This is a genomic window from Streptomyces sp. NPDC049837 (genome assembly GCF_040674455.1).
Lineage (GTDB): Bacteria > Actinomycetota > Actinomycetes > Streptomycetales > Streptomycetaceae > Streptomyces.
Genome location: NZ_JBFAMP010000003.1, coordinates 567808 through 585857, shown reverse-complemented (window position 1 = coordinate 585857; position 18050 = coordinate 567808). Strand labels below are relative to the sequence as shown.

General features: G+C 72.0%; 15 protein-coding genes. 11 read left to right on the top strand and 4 right to left on the bottom strand.

What is annotated here, in order from left to right:
* Positions 1 to 102: 102 nt before the first annotated feature.
* Genes AB0J57_RS10575 through AB0J57_RS10565 form a run of 3 tightly spaced genes read left to right on the top strand, consistent with a single transcriptional unit; the run spans position 103 to position 3946 of the window.
* Positions 103 to 996, top strand: coding sequence for a xanthine dehydrogenase family protein subunit M (locus AB0J57_RS10575; protein WP_366127655.1), 894 nt, complete (start codon positions 103 to 105; stop codon positions 994 to 996).
* A 2-nt stretch (positions 997 to 998) separates the two neighbouring features.
* The gene (locus tag AB0J57_RS10570) at positions 999 to 1556 is read left to right on the top strand and encodes a (2Fe-2S)-binding protein (RefSeq protein WP_366127654.1); all 558 of its coding nucleotides are present in this window, start codon (positions 999 to 1001) and stop codon (positions 1554 to 1556) included.
* 2 nt (positions 1557 to 1558) lie between these two features.
* Positions 1559 to 3946: a molybdopterin cofactor-binding domain-containing protein gene (locus tag AB0J57_RS10565; protein WP_366127653.1), complete on the top strand. Its 2388-nt coding sequence runs from the start codon at positions 1559 to 1561 to the stop codon at positions 3944 to 3946.
* Positions 3947 to 4129: 183 nt separating this feature from the next.
* On the opposite strand, the gene AB0J57_RS10560 is transcribed toward AB0J57_RS10565, so the two are convergent.
* The gene (locus AB0J57_RS10560; RefSeq protein ID WP_366127652.1) at positions 4130 to 4378 is read right to left on the bottom strand and encodes an SCO4226 family nickel-binding protein; all 249 of its coding nucleotides are present in this window, start codon (positions 4376 to 4378) and stop codon (positions 4130 to 4132) included.
* A 70-nt stretch (positions 4379 to 4448) separates the two neighbouring features.
* Positions 4449 to 5564, bottom strand: a complete 1116-nt coding sequence (locus AB0J57_RS10555; RefSeq protein ID WP_366127650.1) for a threonine synthase — start codon at positions 5562 to 5564, stop codon at positions 4449 to 4451.
* 180 nt (positions 5565 to 5744) lie between these two features.
* On the opposite strand from AB0J57_RS10555, the gene AB0J57_RS10550 reads away from it, so the two are divergent.
* The 7 genes from AB0J57_RS10550 to AB0J57_RS10520 all read left to right on the top strand — a co-directional run bounded on the left by AB0J57_RS10550 (position 5745) and on the right by AB0J57_RS10520 (position 13864).
* The gene (locus tag AB0J57_RS10550) at positions 5745 to 7322 is read left to right on the top strand and encodes a S8 family peptidase (RefSeq protein ID WP_366127649.1); all 1578 of its coding nucleotides are present in this window, start codon (positions 5745 to 5747) and stop codon (positions 7320 to 7322) included.
* 197 nt (positions 7323 to 7519) lie between these two features.
* Positions 7520 to 8689: a DUF4190 domain-containing protein gene (locus AB0J57_RS10545; protein WP_366127648.1), complete on the top strand. Its 1170-nt coding sequence runs from the start codon at positions 7520 to 7522 to the stop codon at positions 8687 to 8689.
* Between the two features lie 143 nt (positions 8690 to 8832).
* The gene (locus AB0J57_RS10540; RefSeq protein WP_366127647.1) at positions 8833 to 9585 is read left to right on the top strand and encodes a GntR family transcriptional regulator; all 753 of its coding nucleotides are present in this window, start codon (positions 8833 to 8835) and stop codon (positions 9583 to 9585) included.
* A 264-nt stretch (positions 9586 to 9849) separates the two neighbouring features.
* Positions 9850 to 10029: an SPOR domain-containing protein gene (locus AB0J57_RS10535; RefSeq protein WP_366127646.1), complete on the top strand. Its 180-nt coding sequence runs from the start codon at positions 9850 to 9852 to the stop codon at positions 10027 to 10029.
* 44 nt (positions 10030 to 10073) lie between these two features.
* Positions 10074 to 10487 carry a (deoxy)nucleoside triphosphate pyrophosphohydrolase gene (locus tag AB0J57_RS10530; protein ID WP_366127645.1) on the top strand — a complete coding sequence of 138 codons (414 nt, stop codon included), beginning with the start codon at positions 10074 to 10076 and terminating at the stop codon, positions 10485 to 10487.
* A gap of 259 nt (positions 10488 to 10746) precedes the next feature.
* Positions 10747 to 11175 carry an ATP-binding protein gene (locus AB0J57_RS10525; RefSeq protein ID WP_366127644.1) on the top strand — a complete coding sequence of 143 codons (429 nt, stop codon included), beginning with the start codon at positions 10747 to 10749 and terminating at the stop codon, positions 11173 to 11175.
* A gap of 181 nt (positions 11176 to 11356) precedes the next feature.
* A complete protein-coding gene (locus tag AB0J57_RS10520; RefSeq protein ID WP_366127826.1) occupies positions 11357 to 13864 on the top strand; it encodes a SpoIIE family protein phosphatase in 2508 nt (835 codons plus the stop codon).
* Positions 13865 to 13964: 100 nt separating this feature from the next.
* Here AB0J57_RS10520 and AB0J57_RS10515 read toward each other — a convergent pair whose 3' ends face one another.
* Entirely contained in the window at positions 13965 to 14678 is a 714-nt protein-coding gene (locus AB0J57_RS10515; RefSeq protein WP_366127643.1) for a PspA/IM30 family protein, read from the bottom strand.
* 59 nt (positions 14679 to 14737) lie between these two features.
* On the bottom strand, positions 14738 to 16876 hold the full coding sequence (locus AB0J57_RS10510; protein WP_366127642.1) for a TPM domain-containing protein: 2139 nt from the start codon (positions 16874 to 16876) through the stop codon (positions 14738 to 14740).
* A gap of 111 nt (positions 16877 to 16987) precedes the next feature.
* Here AB0J57_RS10510 and AB0J57_RS10505 point away from each other — a divergent pair, with 111 nt between their 5' ends.
* Complete coding sequence (locus AB0J57_RS10505) at positions 16988 to 18025, top strand: hypothetical protein (protein ID WP_366127641.1); 1038 nt, start codon at positions 16988 to 16990, stop codon at positions 18023 to 18025.
* Positions 18026 to 18050 lie beyond the last annotated feature (25 nt).

Genomic DNA, 18050 nt, shown 5'->3' with positions numbered 1-18050 from the left:
TCTGCGCGTGCGGCCGACAGCGACTTCGGGCAGGCCCCTGACTCGAAACGAACGCACTCCCACTCCCCACGAAGAACCCGACACGAACGAGGAGCGCCGCTCATGGAATTTCTTCGCCCCGCCGACTGGGCGGAGGCGCTCGCCGCCAAGGCGGAGCACCCCACGGCAGTACCGATCGCGGGTGGCACCGATGTCATGGTCGAGATCAACTTCGACCACCGGCGGCCCGAGTACCTGCTGGACCTGAACCGCATCGAGCTGCTCGGCGAGTGGGAGGTCGGCGAGGAGAACGTCCGGCTGGGCGCCTCCGTCCCGTACACCCGGATCATGGAGCACCTGCGGGCCGAGCTGCCCGGTCTGGCGCTCGCCTCGCACACCGTGGCCTCGCCGCAGATCCGCAACCGCGGCGGTGTCGGCGGCAACCTGGGCGCGGCGTCCCCGGCCGGCGACGCGCACCCCGCCCTCCTGGCGGCCGGTGCCGAGGTGGAGGTGGAGTCCGTGCGCGGCTCCCGCTTCATCCCGATCGACGAGTTCTACACCGGCGTCAAGCGCAACGCGCTGGCCGCCGACGAACTCATCAAGGCCGTCCACATCAAGAAGGCCGACGGGCCGCAGCAGTACGCCAAGGTGGGCACGCGGAACGCCATGGTGATCGCCGTGTGCGCCTTCGGCATCGCGCTGCACCCGGAGACCCGCACCGTGCGGACCGGCATCGGCTCGGCGGCCCCGACCCCGATCCGGGCGAAGGCCGCAGAGGAGTTCCTCAACGCCGCGCTCGAAGAGGGCGGTTTCTGGGACAACGGCAAGATCATCACCCCGTCGATCGCCAAGCGGTTCGCGGAGCTCTGCTCCGGCGCCGCCAACCCGATCGACGACGTTCGCGGCACCGCGAGCTACCGCCGCCACGCCGTGGGCATCATGGCCCGCCGCACGCTCGGCTGGACCTGGGAGCAGTACCGCGGCGGCAAGGGCCGTGGCGCGGAAGGAGCTGCGTAACCATGCGCGTGAATTTCACGGTCAACGGACGTCCGCAGGAAGCCGACGACGTCTGGGAGGGCGAGTCCCTCCTCTACGTTCTGCGTGAGCGCCTGGGCCTGCCCGGTTCGAAGAACGCCTGCGAGCAGGGCGAGTGCGGCTCCTGCACCGTGCGCCTCGACGGCGTCCCGGTGTGTTCGTGCCTCGTGGCCGCCGGCCAGGCCGAGGGCCGCGAGGTCGTCACGGTCGAGGGCCTCGCCGAATACGCCGAGCAGCGTGCCGCGCACGGGGGTCGCGGCACCGGCTCGGACACCGGTGACGGCGCCGAACTGAGCCCCATCCAGCAGGCGTTCATCGACGCCGGCGCCGTCCAGTGCGGCTTCTGCACCCCGGGTCTCCTGGTCGCCGCCGACGAGCTCATCGAGCGCCACAGCGAGCCGTCCGACGCGGACATCCGTGAGGCGCTCTCCGGCAACCTCTGCCGCTGCACCGGTTACGAGAAGATCCTGGACGCGGTCCGCCTGGCCGCGGCGCGCCGGGAACGTCAGGAACGTCAGGGACTTCAGGAAGGCGCGGTCTGATCATGGCTGGCACCACCACGGGTATCCCCACCAACGTCACCCAGCGCTCCCGGACCAGGGGCGGCATCGGCGAGTCGACGCTGCGCCCCGACGGCACCCTGAAGGTCACCGGCGAGTTCGCCTACTCCTCGGACATGTGGCACGAGGACATGCTGTGGGGCCAGATCCTGCGCTCCACCGTCGCCCACGCCGAGATCGTCTCCATCGACACCTCCGAGGCCCTCGCCCAGGCCGGCGTGTACGCGGTGATGACGTACGACGACCTGCCGGCCCCGATGAAGTACTACGGCATGGAGTTCCAGGACACTCCCGTCCTGGCCCACGGCAAGGTCCGGCACCACGGTGAGCCGGTCGCCCTCGTGGCCGCCGACCACCCGGAGACCGCCCGCCGCGCGGCCGCGAAGATCAAGGTCGAGTACAGGGACCTCCCCCTCGTCACCGACGAGGCCTCCGCGCTCGCCCCCGACGCGCCGCTGTTGCACCCGGGCCGCGACGACCACCACGCCGGTCACGTCCCGCACCCGAACATCGTGCACCGCCAGCCGATCGTCCGCGGCGACGTGGAGGAGGCCCGCAAGCGGGCCGATGTGATCGTCGAGGGCGAGTACACCTTCGGCATGCAGGACCAGGCCTTCCTCGGCCCGGAGTCCGGCCTGGCCGTGCCCGCCGAGGACGGCGCTGTCGACCTGTACGTCGCGACCCAGTGGCTGCACTCGGACCTCCGCCAGATCGCCCCTGTCCTCGGCCTGCCCGAGGAGAAAGTCCGCATGACGCTCTCCGGCGTCGGCGGCGCGTTCGGCGGCCGCGAGGACATCTCGATGCAGATCCTCGCCTCTCTGCTCGCGCTGCGCACGGGCAAGCCGGTGAAGATGGTCTACAACCGCTATGAGTCCTTCTTCGGGCACGTCCACCGGCACCCGGCGAAGCTGTACTACGAGCACGGCGCCACCAAGGACGGCAAGCTCACGCACATGAAGTGCCGGATCGTGCTGGACGGCGGCGCCTACGCGTCGTCCACGGCCTCGGTCGTCGGCAACGCCGCGTCCCTGTCGGCCGGCCCGTACGTCATCGACGACGTCGACATCGAGGCGATCGGCCTCTACACGAACAACCCGCCCTGCGGCGCCATGCGCGGCTTCGGCGCGGTCCAGGCGTGCTTCGCGTACGAGGCCCAGATGGACAAGCTCGCGGCGCGACTGGGCATGGACCCGGTGGAGTTCCGCCAGCTCAACGCCATGGAGCAGGGCACCCTGATGCCGACCGGCCAGCCGGTCGACTCGCCCGCCCCGGTCGCCGAGCTGCTGCGCCGCGTCAAGGCCCGTCCCCTGCCGCCCGAGCGCCAGTGGGAGACCACCGAGGGCGCCGACGTCCGTGCGCTGCCCGGCGGTCTGTCCAACACCACCCACGGCGAGGGCGTCGTCCGGGGTGTCGGCTACGCGGTCGGCATCAAGAACGTGGGCTTCTCCGAGGGCTTCGACGACTACTCCACCGCCAAGGTGCGCATCGAGGTCATCAACGGTGAGGCTGTCGCCACGGTGCACACGGCCGCGGCGGAGGTCGGGCAGGGCGGCGTCACCATCCACGCGCAGATCGCCCGCACCGAGCTCGGCGTGCAGCAGGTCACCATCCACCCCGCCGACACCCAGGTGGGCTCGGCCGGTTCCACCTCCGCGGCCCGCCAGACGTATATGACGGGCGGCGCCATCAAGAACTCCTGCGAACTCGTACGCGAGAAGGTGCTGGAGATCGGCCGGCGCAAGTTCGGTGGGTACCACCCCGAGTGGGCCACGGCCGAGCTGGTCCTGGAGGGCGGCAAGGTCGTCACCGACGGCGGCGAGGTCCTCGCCACGATCGTGGATGTCCTGGGGGACGAAGCCGTGGAGGTCGAGGAGGAGTGGCGGCACCGTCCCACCGAGGCCTTCGACCTGCGCACCGGCCAGGGCAACGGCCACGTCCAGTACTCGTTCGCCGCGCACCGCGCGGTGGTGGAGGTGGACACCGAGCTGGGCCTGGTCAAGGTCATCGAGCTGGCCTGCGCCCAGGACGTCGGCAAGGCCCTCAACCCGCTGTCCGTCGTCGGCCAGATCCAGGGCGGCACCACCCAGGGCCTGGGCGTGGCGGTCATGGAGGAGATCATCGTCGACCCGAAGACCGCGAAGGTGAAGAACCCCTCCTTCACGGACTACCTGATCCCCACCATCCTCGACACCCCGACCATCCCGGTCGACTACCTGGAGCTGGCGGACCCGAACGCGCCGTACGGCGTGCGCGGCATAGGAGAGGCCCCGACCCTGTCGTCCACCCCGGCCGTCCTCGCGGCGATCCGGAACGCGACGGGCCTGGAGCTCAACAAGACGCCGGTACGCCCCGAGCACCTCACCGGGGTCTGACCGGTACCTGAAATCCTGGGGGCCGGGCTCCGGTGAGTCCGGCCCCCTCGTGCGTTCGCCACCAGGACGCGCACCACCAGGACGCGCACCACCAGGACGCGCACCGCCACCGCGACGCACACCATCGCGACACACCGTCACAGCGTGCCGTCAGAGCGTGATCCGACCGTGGTCGGACCGTGGTCAGACCGTGAGCGGCACCTCGTGGATCTCGTCGGCGGCGTGGCCCGTGCGTTCGTGGATGCGCTGCACGGCGTCGGCCGAGGGCGCCGTGGACAGGCAGTACACCGTGCCCGACTCGGGGTCGGCCCAGGCCCGCTCGAAGTGGACCCCTTCTTCCTTCTCTATGGCGAGGTCCGCCTGATGGGCCTCATGCAGTTGGTCGGACGTGATGCCCTTCATTCCTCGGTGGACGTCCATGTACGTGCCCATGGCTTCCGCTCCTCCGGCTGTTCGGTTCGGGCCCCTCTTCCATGCTGCACCCATGGGCGCCCGGCGGCACTCAGGCCGTGGCCAGGCCCGTCTTCGCGCCCGCGCCGCACAGCGGCACCACGGCGCCGCCCTCCCGCGGTGCGGCCGTGATCGCCGCCCAGCAGGCGACGCCCGTCGACTCGACGAACAGCCCGCGAGCGGCCAAGTCGAGCTGGGCGGACCGGATCTGGTCCTCCGTCACCGTGAGGAAGGTGCCGCCGGAGTCGCGTACCGCCCGGAGGATCTGGCGGGCGCGCGGGGGGTACGGGATGGCGATGCCCTCCGCGAGGGTGGGCGCCATGGCTGCCGGGGCCGGTACGTCGTCGGCGCCCGCCCGGAACGCCTCCGCCAGCGGCGCCACCGCCTCCGCCTGCACGGCCACCAGGGCGGGGCGCGACGGGATGAGGCCGTGCGCGTACAGCTCGGCGGTGGCGAGGGCGGCGCCCAGGAGCAGGGTGCCGTTGCCGACGGGGACGACGAGCGTGTCGGGCAGCCGCCCGCCCAGGTCCTCCCACAGTTCGTACACATACGTCTTCGTACCGTGCAGGAAGAACGGGTTGAACACGTGCGAGGCGTAGAAGGTGCCCGGCTCGTCGGCGGCCTCCCGGGCGGCCCGCGCGGTGGCCTCCCGGTCGCCCGGGACGACCGTGAGCCGTGCCCCGTGCGCGCGGATCTGCTCCAGCTTCTTGGGGGAGGTGCCCTCGGGGACGTACACCGTGCAGTTCAAGCCGGCGCGGGCGCAGTACGCGGCGACGGCCGTGCCCGCGTTGCCGCTGCTGTCGGCGATCACCCGGCGCGGCGCGAGGCGGCGGGCGAGCTCGGCGAGCATGACGGCGCCGCGGTCCTTGAACGACAGGGTGGGCATCAGGAAGTCGAGCTTGGCCGAGACCGTGTCCGTGAGGCGGACGAGCGGGGTGCGGCCCTCGCCGAGCGAGCAGTACGGGTCGGAGAGCGGCAGCGCCTCCTCGTACCGCCACAGCGAACCGACCCGGGCGGCGAGCGGGGCCGGGGGGACGGGCGCGGCCGTGAAATCCAGGTCCCAGGGGCCCCGGCATTCGGGGCAGCACCAGGTCAGTGACGAAACGGATGATCGGACACCGCATCGGGGACATACGTAGGCCGTCGTGATCGTCATGACGGCCAGCATGTCACTTGTATGGCGGGCGTGTTACCGGAGCGTCAGGACCCTTGTGGGATTCCTATGGATCGGTCAATCTTTCGCTCGACAGGCGCATTTCCACGACGCCGCGTACCCGGCGGTGCTGTTTGTCATGCACCTGTCGTAAACCCCCACAGCAACGCACCACCAATGAGGAGGACCCCTCACATGTCAGTGATGCGTACCCCGCGGCGAAGACTGGCCGCAGCCGGCGCCACCGTCGTCGCCGCCCTCGCGCTCGGCACCCTCTCCGCCCTCCCGGCCACCGCGGCCGCGGCCGCCCCGGAAGGCGTGATCGAGAACGCCGGAGCCCCCGGCGCCATCGCGGGCAGCTACATCGTCACCCTCGACGAGTCGGCCGCCGACGCCGAGTCCAAGGCGGGCAAGGCGGTCGCCGCCCGCTACGGCGCGAAGATCGAGAGGACGTACACCTCGGCCCTCAACGGCTACGCCGTCGAACTCTCCGAGGCCCAGGCGAAGAAGCTCGCCGCCGACCCGGCCGTCGACTCCGTCGTACAGAACCGCGTCTTCAGCATCAACGGCACCCAGCCGTCGCCGCCGTCCTGGGGCCTGGACCGGATCGATCAGCGCGCCCTGCCGCTCAACCAGAGCTACACCTACCCCGAGCCGGCGGGTGACGGCGTCACCGCGTACATCATCGACACCGGCGTACGCATCACGCACAGCGACTTCGGCGGGCGGGCCTCCTACGGCTACGACGCCATCGACAACGACAACACGGCACAGGACGGCCACGGTCACGGCACGCACGTCGCCGGCACCGTCGCCGGGTCCTCCTACGGTGTGGCCAAGAAGGCCAAGATCGTCGGCGTCCGCGTGCTCAACAACTCCGGCTCCGGCACCACCGCGCAGGTCGTCGCGGGCATCGACTGGGTGACCCGGAACGCCGTCAAGCCGGCCGTGGCCAACATGAGCCTCGGCGGTGGCGCCGACTCCGCCCTCGACACCGCCGTACGCAACTCCATAGCCTCCGGCGTCACGTACGCCATCGCGGCGGGCAACGACAACCGCGACGCCTCCGGCTACTCCCCGGCCCGCGTCACCGAGGCCATCACGGTCGGTTCGACCACCAGCTCGGACGCGCGCTCCAGCTTCTCCAACTACGGCAGCGTGCTGGACCTGTTCGCGCCCGGCTCCTCCATCACGTCCGCGTGGAACACCAACGACACGGCCACGAGCACCATTTCCGGTACGTCGATGGCGACCCCGCACGTCGCGGGCGCCGCGGCCCTCTACCTGGCGAACAACCGCACGGCCACCCCGTCACAGGTCGCCACCGCCCTCACCTCCGCCGCCACCAGCGGCGTGGTGGGCAACCCGGGCACCGGCTCCCCGAACCGCCTGCTGTACGTGGGTGACGGCGGCACGACGCCGCCGCCCGGCAAGCGCTTCGAGAACACCGCCGACTACTCGATCAACGACAACTCCACCGTCGAGTCGCCGATCACCGTCAGCGGCGTCGCGGGTAACGCCCCGTCAGCTCTCCAGGTTCCTGTGAACATCGTTCACACGTACATCGGTGACCTCCAGGTGCAGCTCATCGCGCCCGACGGGACGGCGTACACGCTCAAGGGCTACGGCACGGGCGGCAGTTCCGACAACATCAACACCACGTACACGGTCAACGCCTCCTCCGAGGTCGCGAACGGCACGTGGAAGCTGCGCGTGAGTGACAACGCGCGCTACGACACCGGCAAGATCGACTCCTGGGCCCTCCAGTTCTGAGGCGCTCGCACGGGTGAGGGAGGGGTGGTCGCCGTCATGGCGGCTGCCCCTCCGTTTTGCTGCCCCTCCGTTTTTTGGCAATTGACCGTGTTGTTCCGTTCGTCGCCCGCATTCCGCCTCCTGCCGCCGACCGCGTACGATGCGCCAGCCGCGCGCGCGTTTCGATTCGTCCCGCCCCGACAGGAGCACCGAGAACCGTGGAACCGTCCTCCCAGGGCACCCCCCAGGGCGGCCCGCAGGGAACCCCTCAGGGGGCTCCCCAGGGCACCCCCCAGGGCTGGCCCCCGCCCCAGCAGCCGCACACCCCGGCGCCCCCGCCGTTCTACGGCATGCCCGGAGTGCCGCAGCCCTCGGCGAACGTCAACGGGCTCGCCATCGCCGCCCTCGTCACCGGCATCGTGTGCCTGCTGCCGCCGCTCGGCATGATCCTGGGCGGGATCGCGCTCGGGCGGATCAGGAAGCGGGGCGAGCGCGGCAAGGGGCTGGCGATCACCGGCATGATCCTGTCCCTCGTCAGCACGCTGCTGGTGGTGGCCGGGCTGACCACCGGGACGTTCCGCGACGTGTACGACGGCATGCGGGACGCGGCGGACGAGGTGTCGCGCACGCGCTCGACGTTCGACCTGCGCAAGGGGCAGTGCTTCAACAGCCCGGGCGGCGCCATCGAGGCGGAGGCCGCCAACGTCACGATCGTCGACTGCGCCAAGCCGCACGACGGTGAGATAACCGGCACCTTCAAGATCACCGAGTTCGACAAGTGGCCCGGCGACAAGCCGATCGAGCCGGTCGCCGAGAAGCGCTGCGACGTGCTGAACACGGCGTACGCGCTGGACACCTGGGCCGTCCCGGACACCGCGTGGATGTACTACTACCAGCCGAGCAAGGAGAGCTGGGCGATCGGCGACCGCTCGGTGACCTGCGCCTTCGCCGCCGAGAAGGGCAAGCTCACGGGTTCGGTGCGCAGTGACGAGACGACCCTCGACGCGCACCAGCTCGCCTACCTGAAGCCGGTCAACCGGATCGACGCGGCCCTCCTGGAGGAGCCCGAGGCGGACGTCGAGGAGGACCAGGAGGCCAATGTCGCGTGGGCCCGGAAGGTGTCGTCGACCCTGAGCGGGACCATCGCCGAGCTGAAGGCGCACCAGTGGCCGGCGGCCGCGGACGAGCCGGTGGCGGACCTGGTGAAGGAGCTGGAGTCGGCCCGGAAGCACTGGGCGAAGATGGCGGCCGCCACGGGCCCGGACACCTTCTGGGAGCACTACGACCCCGCGTACGACGGCCTGCCCGCCGACATGGGCGCGAAGGCGCGGGGCGCCCTGAAGCTGGACGTCACGCCGCCGCCGATGGAGGGCGGCGGCACCTCCTGACCGGCGCGTCCCGAGTCCGTACCCACCTTGACCTGGTGCTCAAACGGCGGTCATCACATCGGGTGAAACTTTGGCCCATGCTTGCGATGTGCAACCTACGGTTGCCAGGCTGTTGCTGTCTGTCAACCTGATGGGAGTGGCCAGTGACCTTCGGTGAGCAGCCCGCCTATCTGCGCGTTGCGAGCGATCTCCGGGAAAAGATCGTGAACGGCTCGCTCCCGCCCCACACCCGGCTCCCCTCGCAGGCCCGCATCCGGGAGGAGTACGGGGTCTCCGACACCGTCGCGCTGGAGGCCCGCAAGGTGCTGATGGCCGAGGGGCTCGTCGAGGGCCGGTCGGGGTCCGGGACGTACGTCAGGGAGCGGCCCGTGCCCCGCCGGATCGCCCGGTCCGGCTACGGGCTGACGGCCGGCGCCAATCCCTTCCGGCAGGAGCAGGCGGCCGAGGGGGCGCGCGGCACCTGGGAGTCCAGCAGCGAGCAGGAGCCGGCGAGCGCCGCGATCGCCGAGCGGCTAGGCATCGAGCCCGGCGAGCGGGTGATGCGCACGCGGTACGTCTTCCGGGACGCGGGGGAGCCGATGATGCTCTCCACCTCCTGGGAGCCGCTCGCCGTCACCGGGCGTACGCCGGTCATGCTGCCCGAGGAGGGGCCGCTGGGCGGTTGCGGGGTCGTCGAGCGGATGGCCGCGATCGACATCGTCGTGGACAACATGGTGGAGGAGGTCGGCGCCCGGCCGGGGCTGGCGGAGGAGCTGCTGACGCTCGGGGGCGTGCCCGGTCATGTGGTGATGGTGGTGGAGCGGACGTACTACGCGTCGGGGCGGGCGGTCGAGACGGCCGACGTGGTCGTGCCGGCCGACCGCTACCGCATCGCCTACCACCTGCCGGTCCGGTGACCCGGAGCCGGTTGACGGTCATTTGTTGACGGCTCATCGTCGACGGCCAGTCGTTGACGGGCAATCAGATCCACGCGGTCCCGCGCAAGGGGGCGCACCCGGCCGGGTGCGCCCCCTTTCCGCACCGGTTTGCTGGCCGGATGCGTACCTCTTTGTAAAAACACGTATCCGCTCCGTAAAGGTCAGGCGTAAGCTCAGGCATATGCGGAGTGCGGTTTCGTGGGGATGCTTAGAAGCGTGCAGGCCGGCGGAGGGTGAGACGTGATGAGTGAGAGCGGCGCGGTCCTTCCCTGGCTGGTGATCCGGCAGGACGACAACGGCAACCACTACCGGGTGGGCAGGTACGCGACCAGGGACGAGGCGCAGAAGATCGCCGACAGTCTCGATACGCGCGGGCACAAGCAGCTCTACTGGGTGGAGCACGTGGGTCAGCCCGCGAGCTGACCGTGGACGAGGGCGCCGGACCGCCACGCGTTACGCTCCGGCGCATGACAGATCGTGTGGTGGTGGCCGGGGCCGTCCTCGACGCGGGGCGGCTGCTGGCCGCACGCCGTAGCGCCCCTCCGGAGCTCGCCGGCCGCTGGGAGCTGCCCGGCGGCAAGCTGGAGCCGGGCGAGACCGCGCAGCAGGCGCTCGTGCGCGAGCTGCGCGAAGAGCTGGGCGTGGAGACGGAGCCGGGTGAACGGGTCCCCGGCGAATGGCCGCTGGCGCCCGGTTACGTACTCCAGGTGTGGACCGCCCGGCTGGTGTCCGGTGAGCCGCGCCCGTTGGAGGATCACGACGAGCTGCGCTGGCTGTTCCGCCACGAACTGGACACTGTCGACTGGCTGGATCAGGACCGTCCCGCCGTGGCCGAGGTGGCGCGCCGCCTGCCCACCGGAACGGCCACCGGCTCCGCCTGACGCCGGGTCCGGGTGGTCCCACCGGCGCGCCCCCATCCCGTCGCCGTCGCCCTGCACCGGCCGCACGGCCCTCCCGTACATGCACGCCCCCGCCCCCGCCCCCGTCCCGGCGTCCGGCCGTGATCGGAGGAGCGCGCGGTCGCGGTGTACGCCGTTCGTGCCACGATGCGCCCACCACGGCGATAGCCCGCCCCAAATATCGGGTATGTGCTGATTAACCCACCGAAATTGGACGTGGGTCTGCTGCCGGGTCTGGGAAGTGGTCGGCGTGATCGACACCGAGGGCGACTGCGCCGAGTGGACCTTTCCGGCTGAGCTCGACGCCGTACGCGCCGCCCGCCACGCGGTCCGCGACACGCTGCGCGCATGGCGGCTCGACCCGGCGATCGGCGATGTGACGGTGTTGCTGGTGAGCGAGCTGGTGACCAATTCCCTGCGGTACGCCTCCGGTCCCATCGGCGTCCGGCTGATCCGGCTCAACCCCGACGAGGAGGCCTTTCCGGCGCACCCGGCGCTGCTCGTCGAAGTCTCCGATCCGCTTCCGGATCCGCCCCTGGAACGGGTCGCGGGACCGGACGACGAAGGCGGGCGGGGGCTGCAACTGGTCGCTTGCTCCGCCCGCCGCTGGGGGACTCGAAAGGGCAGGTCGGGCAAGACGGTGTGGTTCGAGCTGGCCCTGCCTGGTTAGAAGAGTGAAGGGACAACGATCACCTTCGGGCTCGGCTCAAAACGAACGAGACCACCCTGTGATCGTGAACGTCGTGCCGCCGGGGGCCGTAGTGCTGAATACTGCGGGGATGGCCGGTCCGGTGCGGTGAGCTGGAGGGGACGGTCGCGTGAGCGAGATACCTGAGACGGCGAACAGCGTCATGTGGCAGAGCAGTCCGCCTGGCTCGATCTATGACTACATCAGAGTCGCCTCCTTCTCGATCGGCCCCGACGGGCTGGTCGACCAGTGGAGCCTGCGCGCCACCGACCTGTTCGGCATCACCGCCGAGGAGGTCAGGGGGAAGGACCCGGTCGAGGCGTTCATGCCGGCGGAGCTGCGGCCGCGCGGCCACCGCAAGGTGTCCGAGATCCTCGACGGCAAGGAGTGGACGGGCCTGGTCCCCTTCCGGATGCCGGGGGAGCGGCGGGCGCGCGGCATCGCCGAGGTCTATGTGATGCCGAGTGAGACCGAACATGGCGAGAAGGCGGCGCTGTGCATCGTCGTCGACGTCCGCGCTCTGCGGCGGATCGAGACGGATCTTGCCGCCTCGCAGGCCATTTTCGGCCAATCGCCCTTCGGCTTCCTGTTGTTCGGTACGGACCTGACGGTCAAGCGCGCCAACCAGCGCTTCGCGACCGTCTTCGGCGGCTCCGCCGACGACCACCGCGGCCGCACCGTCCACGACTACCTCTCCCGCGCCGAGGCCGAGCGGATGACCGCCGCCCTGCGGCGCGTGCTGGAGACCGGCGAATCCGTCACCGACCTCCAGATCACCGGCGCGGTGCCGGGCAGCGCCGAGCGCCGCCACTGGTCCATCAACCTCTACCGGGTGCACAGCGGCTCGGGCCGCCCCGTCGGCGTCGCCGGGCTCGGCACCGACGTCACCCGCCGCCAGATCGCCGCCCGCGAGGCCGCCAGCGCCCGCCGCAACCTGGCCCTCCTCAACGAGGCCGGCGCCCGCATCGGCAACTCCCTCGACCTGGAGACCACCGCCCGCGAACTCCTCGACGTCGCCGTACCCGGCTTCTGCGACCTCGCCTCGGTCGACCTCTACCAAGGGCTGCTCAGCGGCGACGAGGCACCACCGGGACGGGCCGACGGCGCCAGCGCCGAACTGCGCCGGGTCGCCTTCGCCAGCGCCGTCTCCGACACCCCCCTCGTGAACCCCGGCTCCGCGCCCGGGTGCTGCGAGACCGCATCCATCGACGTCGGAGCCGTCCACCGCTACCCGTTCAACTCACCTTGCGCCGGCGCCCTGCGCACCGGCCGGCTGCACGAAATGCCCGGTGTCGACGGCAGCCTCGTACAGTCCACCCTCGTCGTGCCGATGGTCGCGCACGACACCGTCGTCGGACTCGCGCAGTTCTCCCGCACCAAGGGCAGCGAGCCCTTCGGCGAACGGGACCGGGCGCTCGCCGTCGAGCTGGCCGCCCGCGCGGCCGTCTGCATCGACAACGCCCGCCTCTACCGCCGCGAGCACGAGCGGGCCCTGATCCTCCAGCGCAGCCTCCTGCCCCCCGGCGACCCCGAGGCCGCCGGCCTGGACATCGCCTGCCGCTACCTGCCCGGCAACACCGCCACCGAGGTGGGCGGCGACTGGTTCGACGTCATCCAACTGCCCGGCCACCGCACCGCCCTCGTCGTCGGCGACGTCATGGGACGCGGGCTGCGGGCCGCCGTCGCCATGGGGGAACTGCGCACCGCCGTACGCACCCTGGCCCAGCTCGACCTCGAACCGGCCGAGGTCCTCTCCCACCTCGACGAGATCGCCCGCGGCCTCGGCACCCCCACGGGCGGCGGGCAGGCCTCGCGGGTCACCACCAAGGCGCACGGCCCGGAGCTGTCCGAGGTCTACCTCGCGACCTGCGTCTACGCCGTGTACGACTCGGTCACCCGGCGCTGTACGTTCGCCAACGCCGGCCACCTGCCGCCCGTGCTCGTCGAACCGGGCGAGGCGGCGCTCCTGCTGGACGTACCGCCCGGGATGCCCCTCGGCGTCGGTGGCGAACCCTTCGAGGAGGTGGAGGTCGAACTCCCCGAGGGCGCGCTGCTCGCCCTCTACACCGACGGGCTCGTCGAGTCCCGCGACCACCCCCTGGACGAGGGCATGCAGGCCTTCCGCAGCGCGCTGACCGACCCGGGCAGGCCGCTGGAGGACGTCTGCGACCACGTCCTGAACACCCTCGACACCCGGCACGGCGAGGACGACATCGCCCTGCTGATGGCCCGTATCCAGGGGCTGCCCGCCGAAGCCGTCGGCGACTGGCGGCTGCCCCGCGAACCCCGCTCGGTGGGCCGGGCGCGGGAGCTGGCCCGCGCCCAGCTCACGGCCTGGGACCTCGAACCGCTCGTCGACACGGTCGAACTGCTCGTGAGCGAACTCGTCACCAACGCGCTGCGGTACGGCGAGGGCGAGATACGGCTCCGGCTGCTGCGCGACCGCTCCCTCGTCTGCGAGGTGTGGGACGCGGGCCTGGTCCAGCCCCGGCGGCGCCGGGCCCGCGACACCGACGAGGGCGGCCGCGGCCTCCAGCTCGTCGGCCTGCTCAGTGCGGGCTGGGGCTCCCGCCGCACGCCACGGGGCAAGACGGTCTGGTTCGAACTGCCCCTCCCGGACGGCGAGGCGATGACCGAACCGACCGTCGACCAACTGCTGAGCATGTTCTGACGCCGGGGTGGCCCGTCAGGCGGCCGGGGATCAGGCGGGCGGCGATCACGGCCGGGGATCAGGGGCCGGGGACCAGGCGGCCGGTGGTCACGGCCGGGGATCAGGCGGCCGCCTTGAGGGCCGCCAGCCGGGCCTCGATCTCCGCGCGGTCGCCGAGGCCCTCCAGTTGCTCGAACTGGGCGTCCAGCGAGGACGCGGCCAGCTCCTGCTTGCCCAGGGCCTTCGCCTCCTCGCGCCGTACCTTGTCCTCGAAGCGGCTCAGCTCGCTCGTCGGGTCCATCAGGTCGATGCTCCTGACCGCGTCCAGCATGCGGTTCTGTGCCCTGGCCGACGCGGCACGGGCGACCAGCTCGTCGCGCTTGGCCCGCAACTGGTCCAGCTTCGCCTTCATCTCCTCCAGGCCCGACTTGAGCTTGTCCACCACCTCCCGCTGGGCGGCGATGGTCGGCTCGGCGGTCCTGGCCTCCTTCTCCGACTGGAGCTGCCGGCCCAGCGCCACCTTCGCCAGGTTGTCGAACTTGTCCGCCAGGGCCGGCCGGTCCGAGGCGCGCAGCTCGTCCGCCTTCCTGCTGGCCGCCCTCGCCTTCTCGCCCCACTCCCGGGCCGCGTCCACGTCCTCCTGGTGGTCCTGCTCCAGCAGGCGCAGATTGCCGATGGTGCCGGCCACCGCCTGCTCGGCCTCGGTGATGTTCGAGGAGTAGTCGCGGATGAGCTGGTCCAGCATCAACTGCGGGTCCTCGGCCTGGTCCAGCAGGGCGTTGACATTGGCCTTCGCGAGCTGGGCGACCCGGCCGAGGATGGTCTGCTTGGTCATGGCACGTCTCCTTGTACGTCAGATACGTCCGGCACGTTCGTTGTGAGAGAGGAACCGGTTCAGAACCGGCCACCACCGCCCAGCCGGCCGCGGGTGCCCCCGCCGCCGAAGCGGCCGGGCCCGCCGCCTCCCCTCGAACCCCCGCCGAAACCCCCGCCGAAACCGCCACCGAAACCCCCGCCGTACCCCCCGCCCCCGCCTCCGCCGCCACCGAACAGCCCGCCGAGGAGGATGCCGCCGAGCACCGCACCGCCCAGCCCACCGCTCCCACCCGGCCCGGACACGTTCCCGCCCCCGTACCCGTACCCGCCCACGTCCTGCTCGGCGAGGCTCTGCGCCTGCCGGGCCAGCACGTCCGCCTGCCGCGCCTCGGCCAGCGCGCCCCGCACGTCACCCGCGTCACCCCGCGTGCCGTCCGCCCCCGCCGCCTTCCGTGCCCGCTCCAGCCGGCGGTGCGCCTCCGCCAGCCGGGTACGGGCCTGCGCGCCCACCGCCCCCCGGTGCGTCGCGATGTAGTCCGCCGCCGCCTCGACGGTGGAGCCGGCCGTGAGCAACGCCTGGTCGAGGAGCGCGCGTGCCCGCCGCGTGCCCTGTTCGTGCTCCCGCGCGCCCGCCAGGGCCTCGTCCAGCGCGGTGTCCGCCTCCTCGACCCGCCGCAGCGCGTCGATCGGGTCGTACCGCCCGCTCTCCACCGCGCCCCGCACGTCCGCGACGACCGACTCCGCACGCGCGGCCCTGCCCCGCAGGTCGGCCGTCGGGGCTCCGGCCGCAACGCCCTCCAACAGCCCGCCGGCGTCGGCGAGATCCGCCTCCGTGTCGGCCAGGGCGGTCGGCAGCCTGCCCGCGGCCTCCGCCAGTTCCCTCGCGCGCCGGTCCACCGCGGCGACGAGCCGCGCCGCCTGGTCGAGGGCGCCCTCGGCGGCCCGCACGTGCACCGCCGCCGTGGCGTTGTCGTCGCCCTCCACCGCCTCCCGCGCCCGCTCCAGGTTGGCCGAGGCGAACACGAGCCGGTCCCTGGCCTGGTCGGCACCGCCCGCCACCGGCGCGGCCGCCGACTCCGCGTACCGCTCCCGCATCGCCATGAGCGTCGCCTCCGCCAGGTCCGCCCCGCCGCTCACCTCACGGAACGCGGACTCCGCCGCGGCGAGGGCCTCCGGCGCCGTCCGCTCCAGGGCACGCAGCCGGTCGAACGCCTCCGCCTCCGCGTCCAGCCGCCGGTCGGCCTCGCCGCAGCGCGCGAGGATCTCCTCCAGCATCCGGCGGCGGGACGCCTCGTCCTCCGGGTGGGCGTCGTCGAGCCGCTGACGAAGCCGGAAGGCCTCGGTCAGCTCGCCCTTCGCGTACGCCACCGCCTCGGTGAAGGGCTTCGCCGCCTCGTCCCCGAACTGCGCGGTCGCGAACCCCAGTTCCTCCTCGCTCGTCCGCACGGCGTCGTCCGTGTCGACGAGCACCTGCTTGGCGCGGGCGTCCAGCTCGTCCACGGAGGGCTCGGCCGGGGAAGGGCCACCGGGGCCCCAGGGACCCCGCCCGCCGTGCGGTGTGGTGCGCGTCGCGGTCCGTCGGCGCCGCTTGGTGTACGTGTACGCCGCGACCGCGCCGGCCCCGACGAGCAGCACCACCGGGAGGACCAGGTCGGTGCCCGAACTCCCGTCGCCGCCCGGGTCCGCCGGGCCGGGCGTGACGTCGGGAGCGGGTACCGGCCGCCCGGCGAGTACCGCCTCGTAGCCACGGGCGGCACCGATCGCGGCCCCCGCCCAGTCGTTCTGCCGCAGCGCAGGCTCGATGGCGGTCCGCGCGACCTCGTCGAGTCCGGCCTGGGTGAGACCGGAGGCGGGATCGGCGGAGTAGGCGTACTGCCGGCCGTGCGTCGCGGCCGCCAGCAGCACGTCGTCGGCGCCGAGTCCGTTCCTGGCCGCGGTGGCGTCGGCCCAGTCCTGTGGTGGACGCCCCGAGAAGTCGCGCACGTACACCACGAAGAGCTGCACGCGCCGATCGTCGTAGAGCTCGTCGAGCGCCCGGCTGACCTCGCGCTCCCGGCCCTCCAGGGCGGCGACCTTGTCGGTGATCTGGCCCTGCCGGGACAGGTCGACCGGATCGTCGGCGTGGGCGCCCGGGACGGCGGGCAGGACCAGCCACCACGCCGCCACCAGTGCACCGAGCAGGGCAGCGAGGAAGCCCCGGGTGGCTCTCCGCGTCACATTCGTGAGGCTATGCCGGTGTTTGGGCGTGCGCGACCCGGCGTCAATCGTCACTGTCAGTGGTGACCACTAGTGTGGAGATCGTTCGGTATGGCTGACGGGGGGCGTGGGATGAACGTGCGAGCGCTGCGAGCCAAGCTCGCGAGCCCGAGACTGAAGTGGCCCAGGCGCGTCGCGCTGGCGCTGGTGCTGCTGATCGTGCTGCCCCCGCTCGCCGCCTGGGCGGCGCTGCGGATGAATTACGCGGGCGAGGTGCACGAGGGGACGAAGACCCGGGGCAAGGACGCCATCTGGCTCGGGCACGCCTGGGTGGACGGGCGGAAGAAGGACGCCGACCTCGCCGCCTTCGCCGCCCGGATAAAGGGGACCGGCATCCGGGACCTGTACGTCCACGCGGGGCCGCTGGAGCACGACGGGACGCTGCCCGCCGCGCGGTATCCCAGGGCGCGGTGGCTGATCGACTCCGTGCACCGCACGATGCCCGGCATACGGGTGCAGGCCTGGCTCGGTGACATCCTGGCCACCGAGGGGCCCGACGGGCTGCGCCTGGAGCGGGCCGAGTCCCGGGCCGCCGTCGTGCGCTCGACGCGCCAGATCCTGGACGCGGGCTTCGACGGCGTCCACTTCGACCTGGAGCCGCTGCTGTCCGGCGACCGTCACTACCTCTCGCTCCTCGACGACCTGGGCGAGGTGACGCGGGCCCGCAAGGTACCGCTGTCGGTCGCCGCGCACCAGATAGACCCGCTCCCGGCGGCCCACGCCGTCAACGGCGCGCTGAGCGGCAGCGAGAAGTGGTGGTCGCAGGAGTTCTTCGGCCAGGTGGCCCGCCGGGTCGACCAGATAGCCGTGATGTCGTACGACACCTGGATGCCGCTGGAGGGCATGTACGGCGGTTACGTCGCCCAGCAGACCTCGCTCGCGCTGGAGGTCACGCCCGAGGACACCGACCTGCTGATGGGCCTGCCGTTCTTCCACGAGGACGACCTGGGCCACCACGACTCGGCGGAGACCGTCGCGGCGGCGGTCCGTGGCACCAGGCTGGGCCTGGGGCGCACGGACCGCGACCGGGAGCGGTTCGGGGTCGCGCTGTACGTCGACTTCGCGGCGAAGGAGGAGGACTGGGCGGCGTACAAGGCAGGCTGGCACTAGGCCGGCCCGCCCCCGCCGCCCGACC

Coding starts and splice junctions, on each gene's coding strand:
- AB0J57_RS10575 (WP_366127655.1), top strand. CDS start 103: ATGGAATTTCTTCGCCCCGCCGACTGGGCGGAGGCGCTCGCCGCCAAG.
- AB0J57_RS10570 (WP_366127654.1), top strand. CDS start 999: ATGCGCGTGAATTTCACGGTCAACGGACGTCCGCAGGAAGCCGACGAC.
- AB0J57_RS10565 (WP_366127653.1), top strand. CDS start 1,559: ATGGCTGGCACCACCACGGGTATCCCCACCAACGTCACCCAGCGCTCC.
- AB0J57_RS10560 (WP_366127652.1), bottom strand. CDS start 4,378: ATGGGCACGTACATGGACGTCCACCGAGGAATGAAGGGCATCACGTCC.
- AB0J57_RS10555 (WP_366127650.1), bottom strand. CDS start 5,564: ATGCTGGCCGTCATGACGATCACGACGGCCTACGTATGTCCCCGATGC.
- AB0J57_RS10550 (WP_366127649.1), top strand. CDS start 5,745: ATGTCAGTGATGCGTACCCCGCGGCGAAGACTGGCCGCAGCCGGCGCC.
- AB0J57_RS10535 (WP_366127646.1), top strand. CDS start 9,850: ATGAGTGAGAGCGGCGCGGTCCTTCCCTGGCTGGTGATCCGGCAGGAC.
- AB0J57_RS10530 (WP_366127645.1), top strand. CDS start 10,074: ATGACAGATCGTGTGGTGGTGGCCGGGGCCGTCCTCGACGCGGGGCGG.
- AB0J57_RS10520 (WP_366127826.1), top strand. CDS start 11,357: ATGTGGCAGAGCAGTCCGCCTGGCTCGATCTATGACTACATCAGAGTC.
- AB0J57_RS10515 (WP_366127643.1), bottom strand. CDS start 14,678: ATGACCAAGCAGACCATCCTCGGCCGGGTCGCCCAGCTCGCGAAGGCC.
- AB0J57_RS10505 (WP_366127641.1), top strand. CDS start 16,988: ATGAACGTGCGAGCGCTGCGAGCCAAGCTCGCGAGCCCGAGACTGAAG.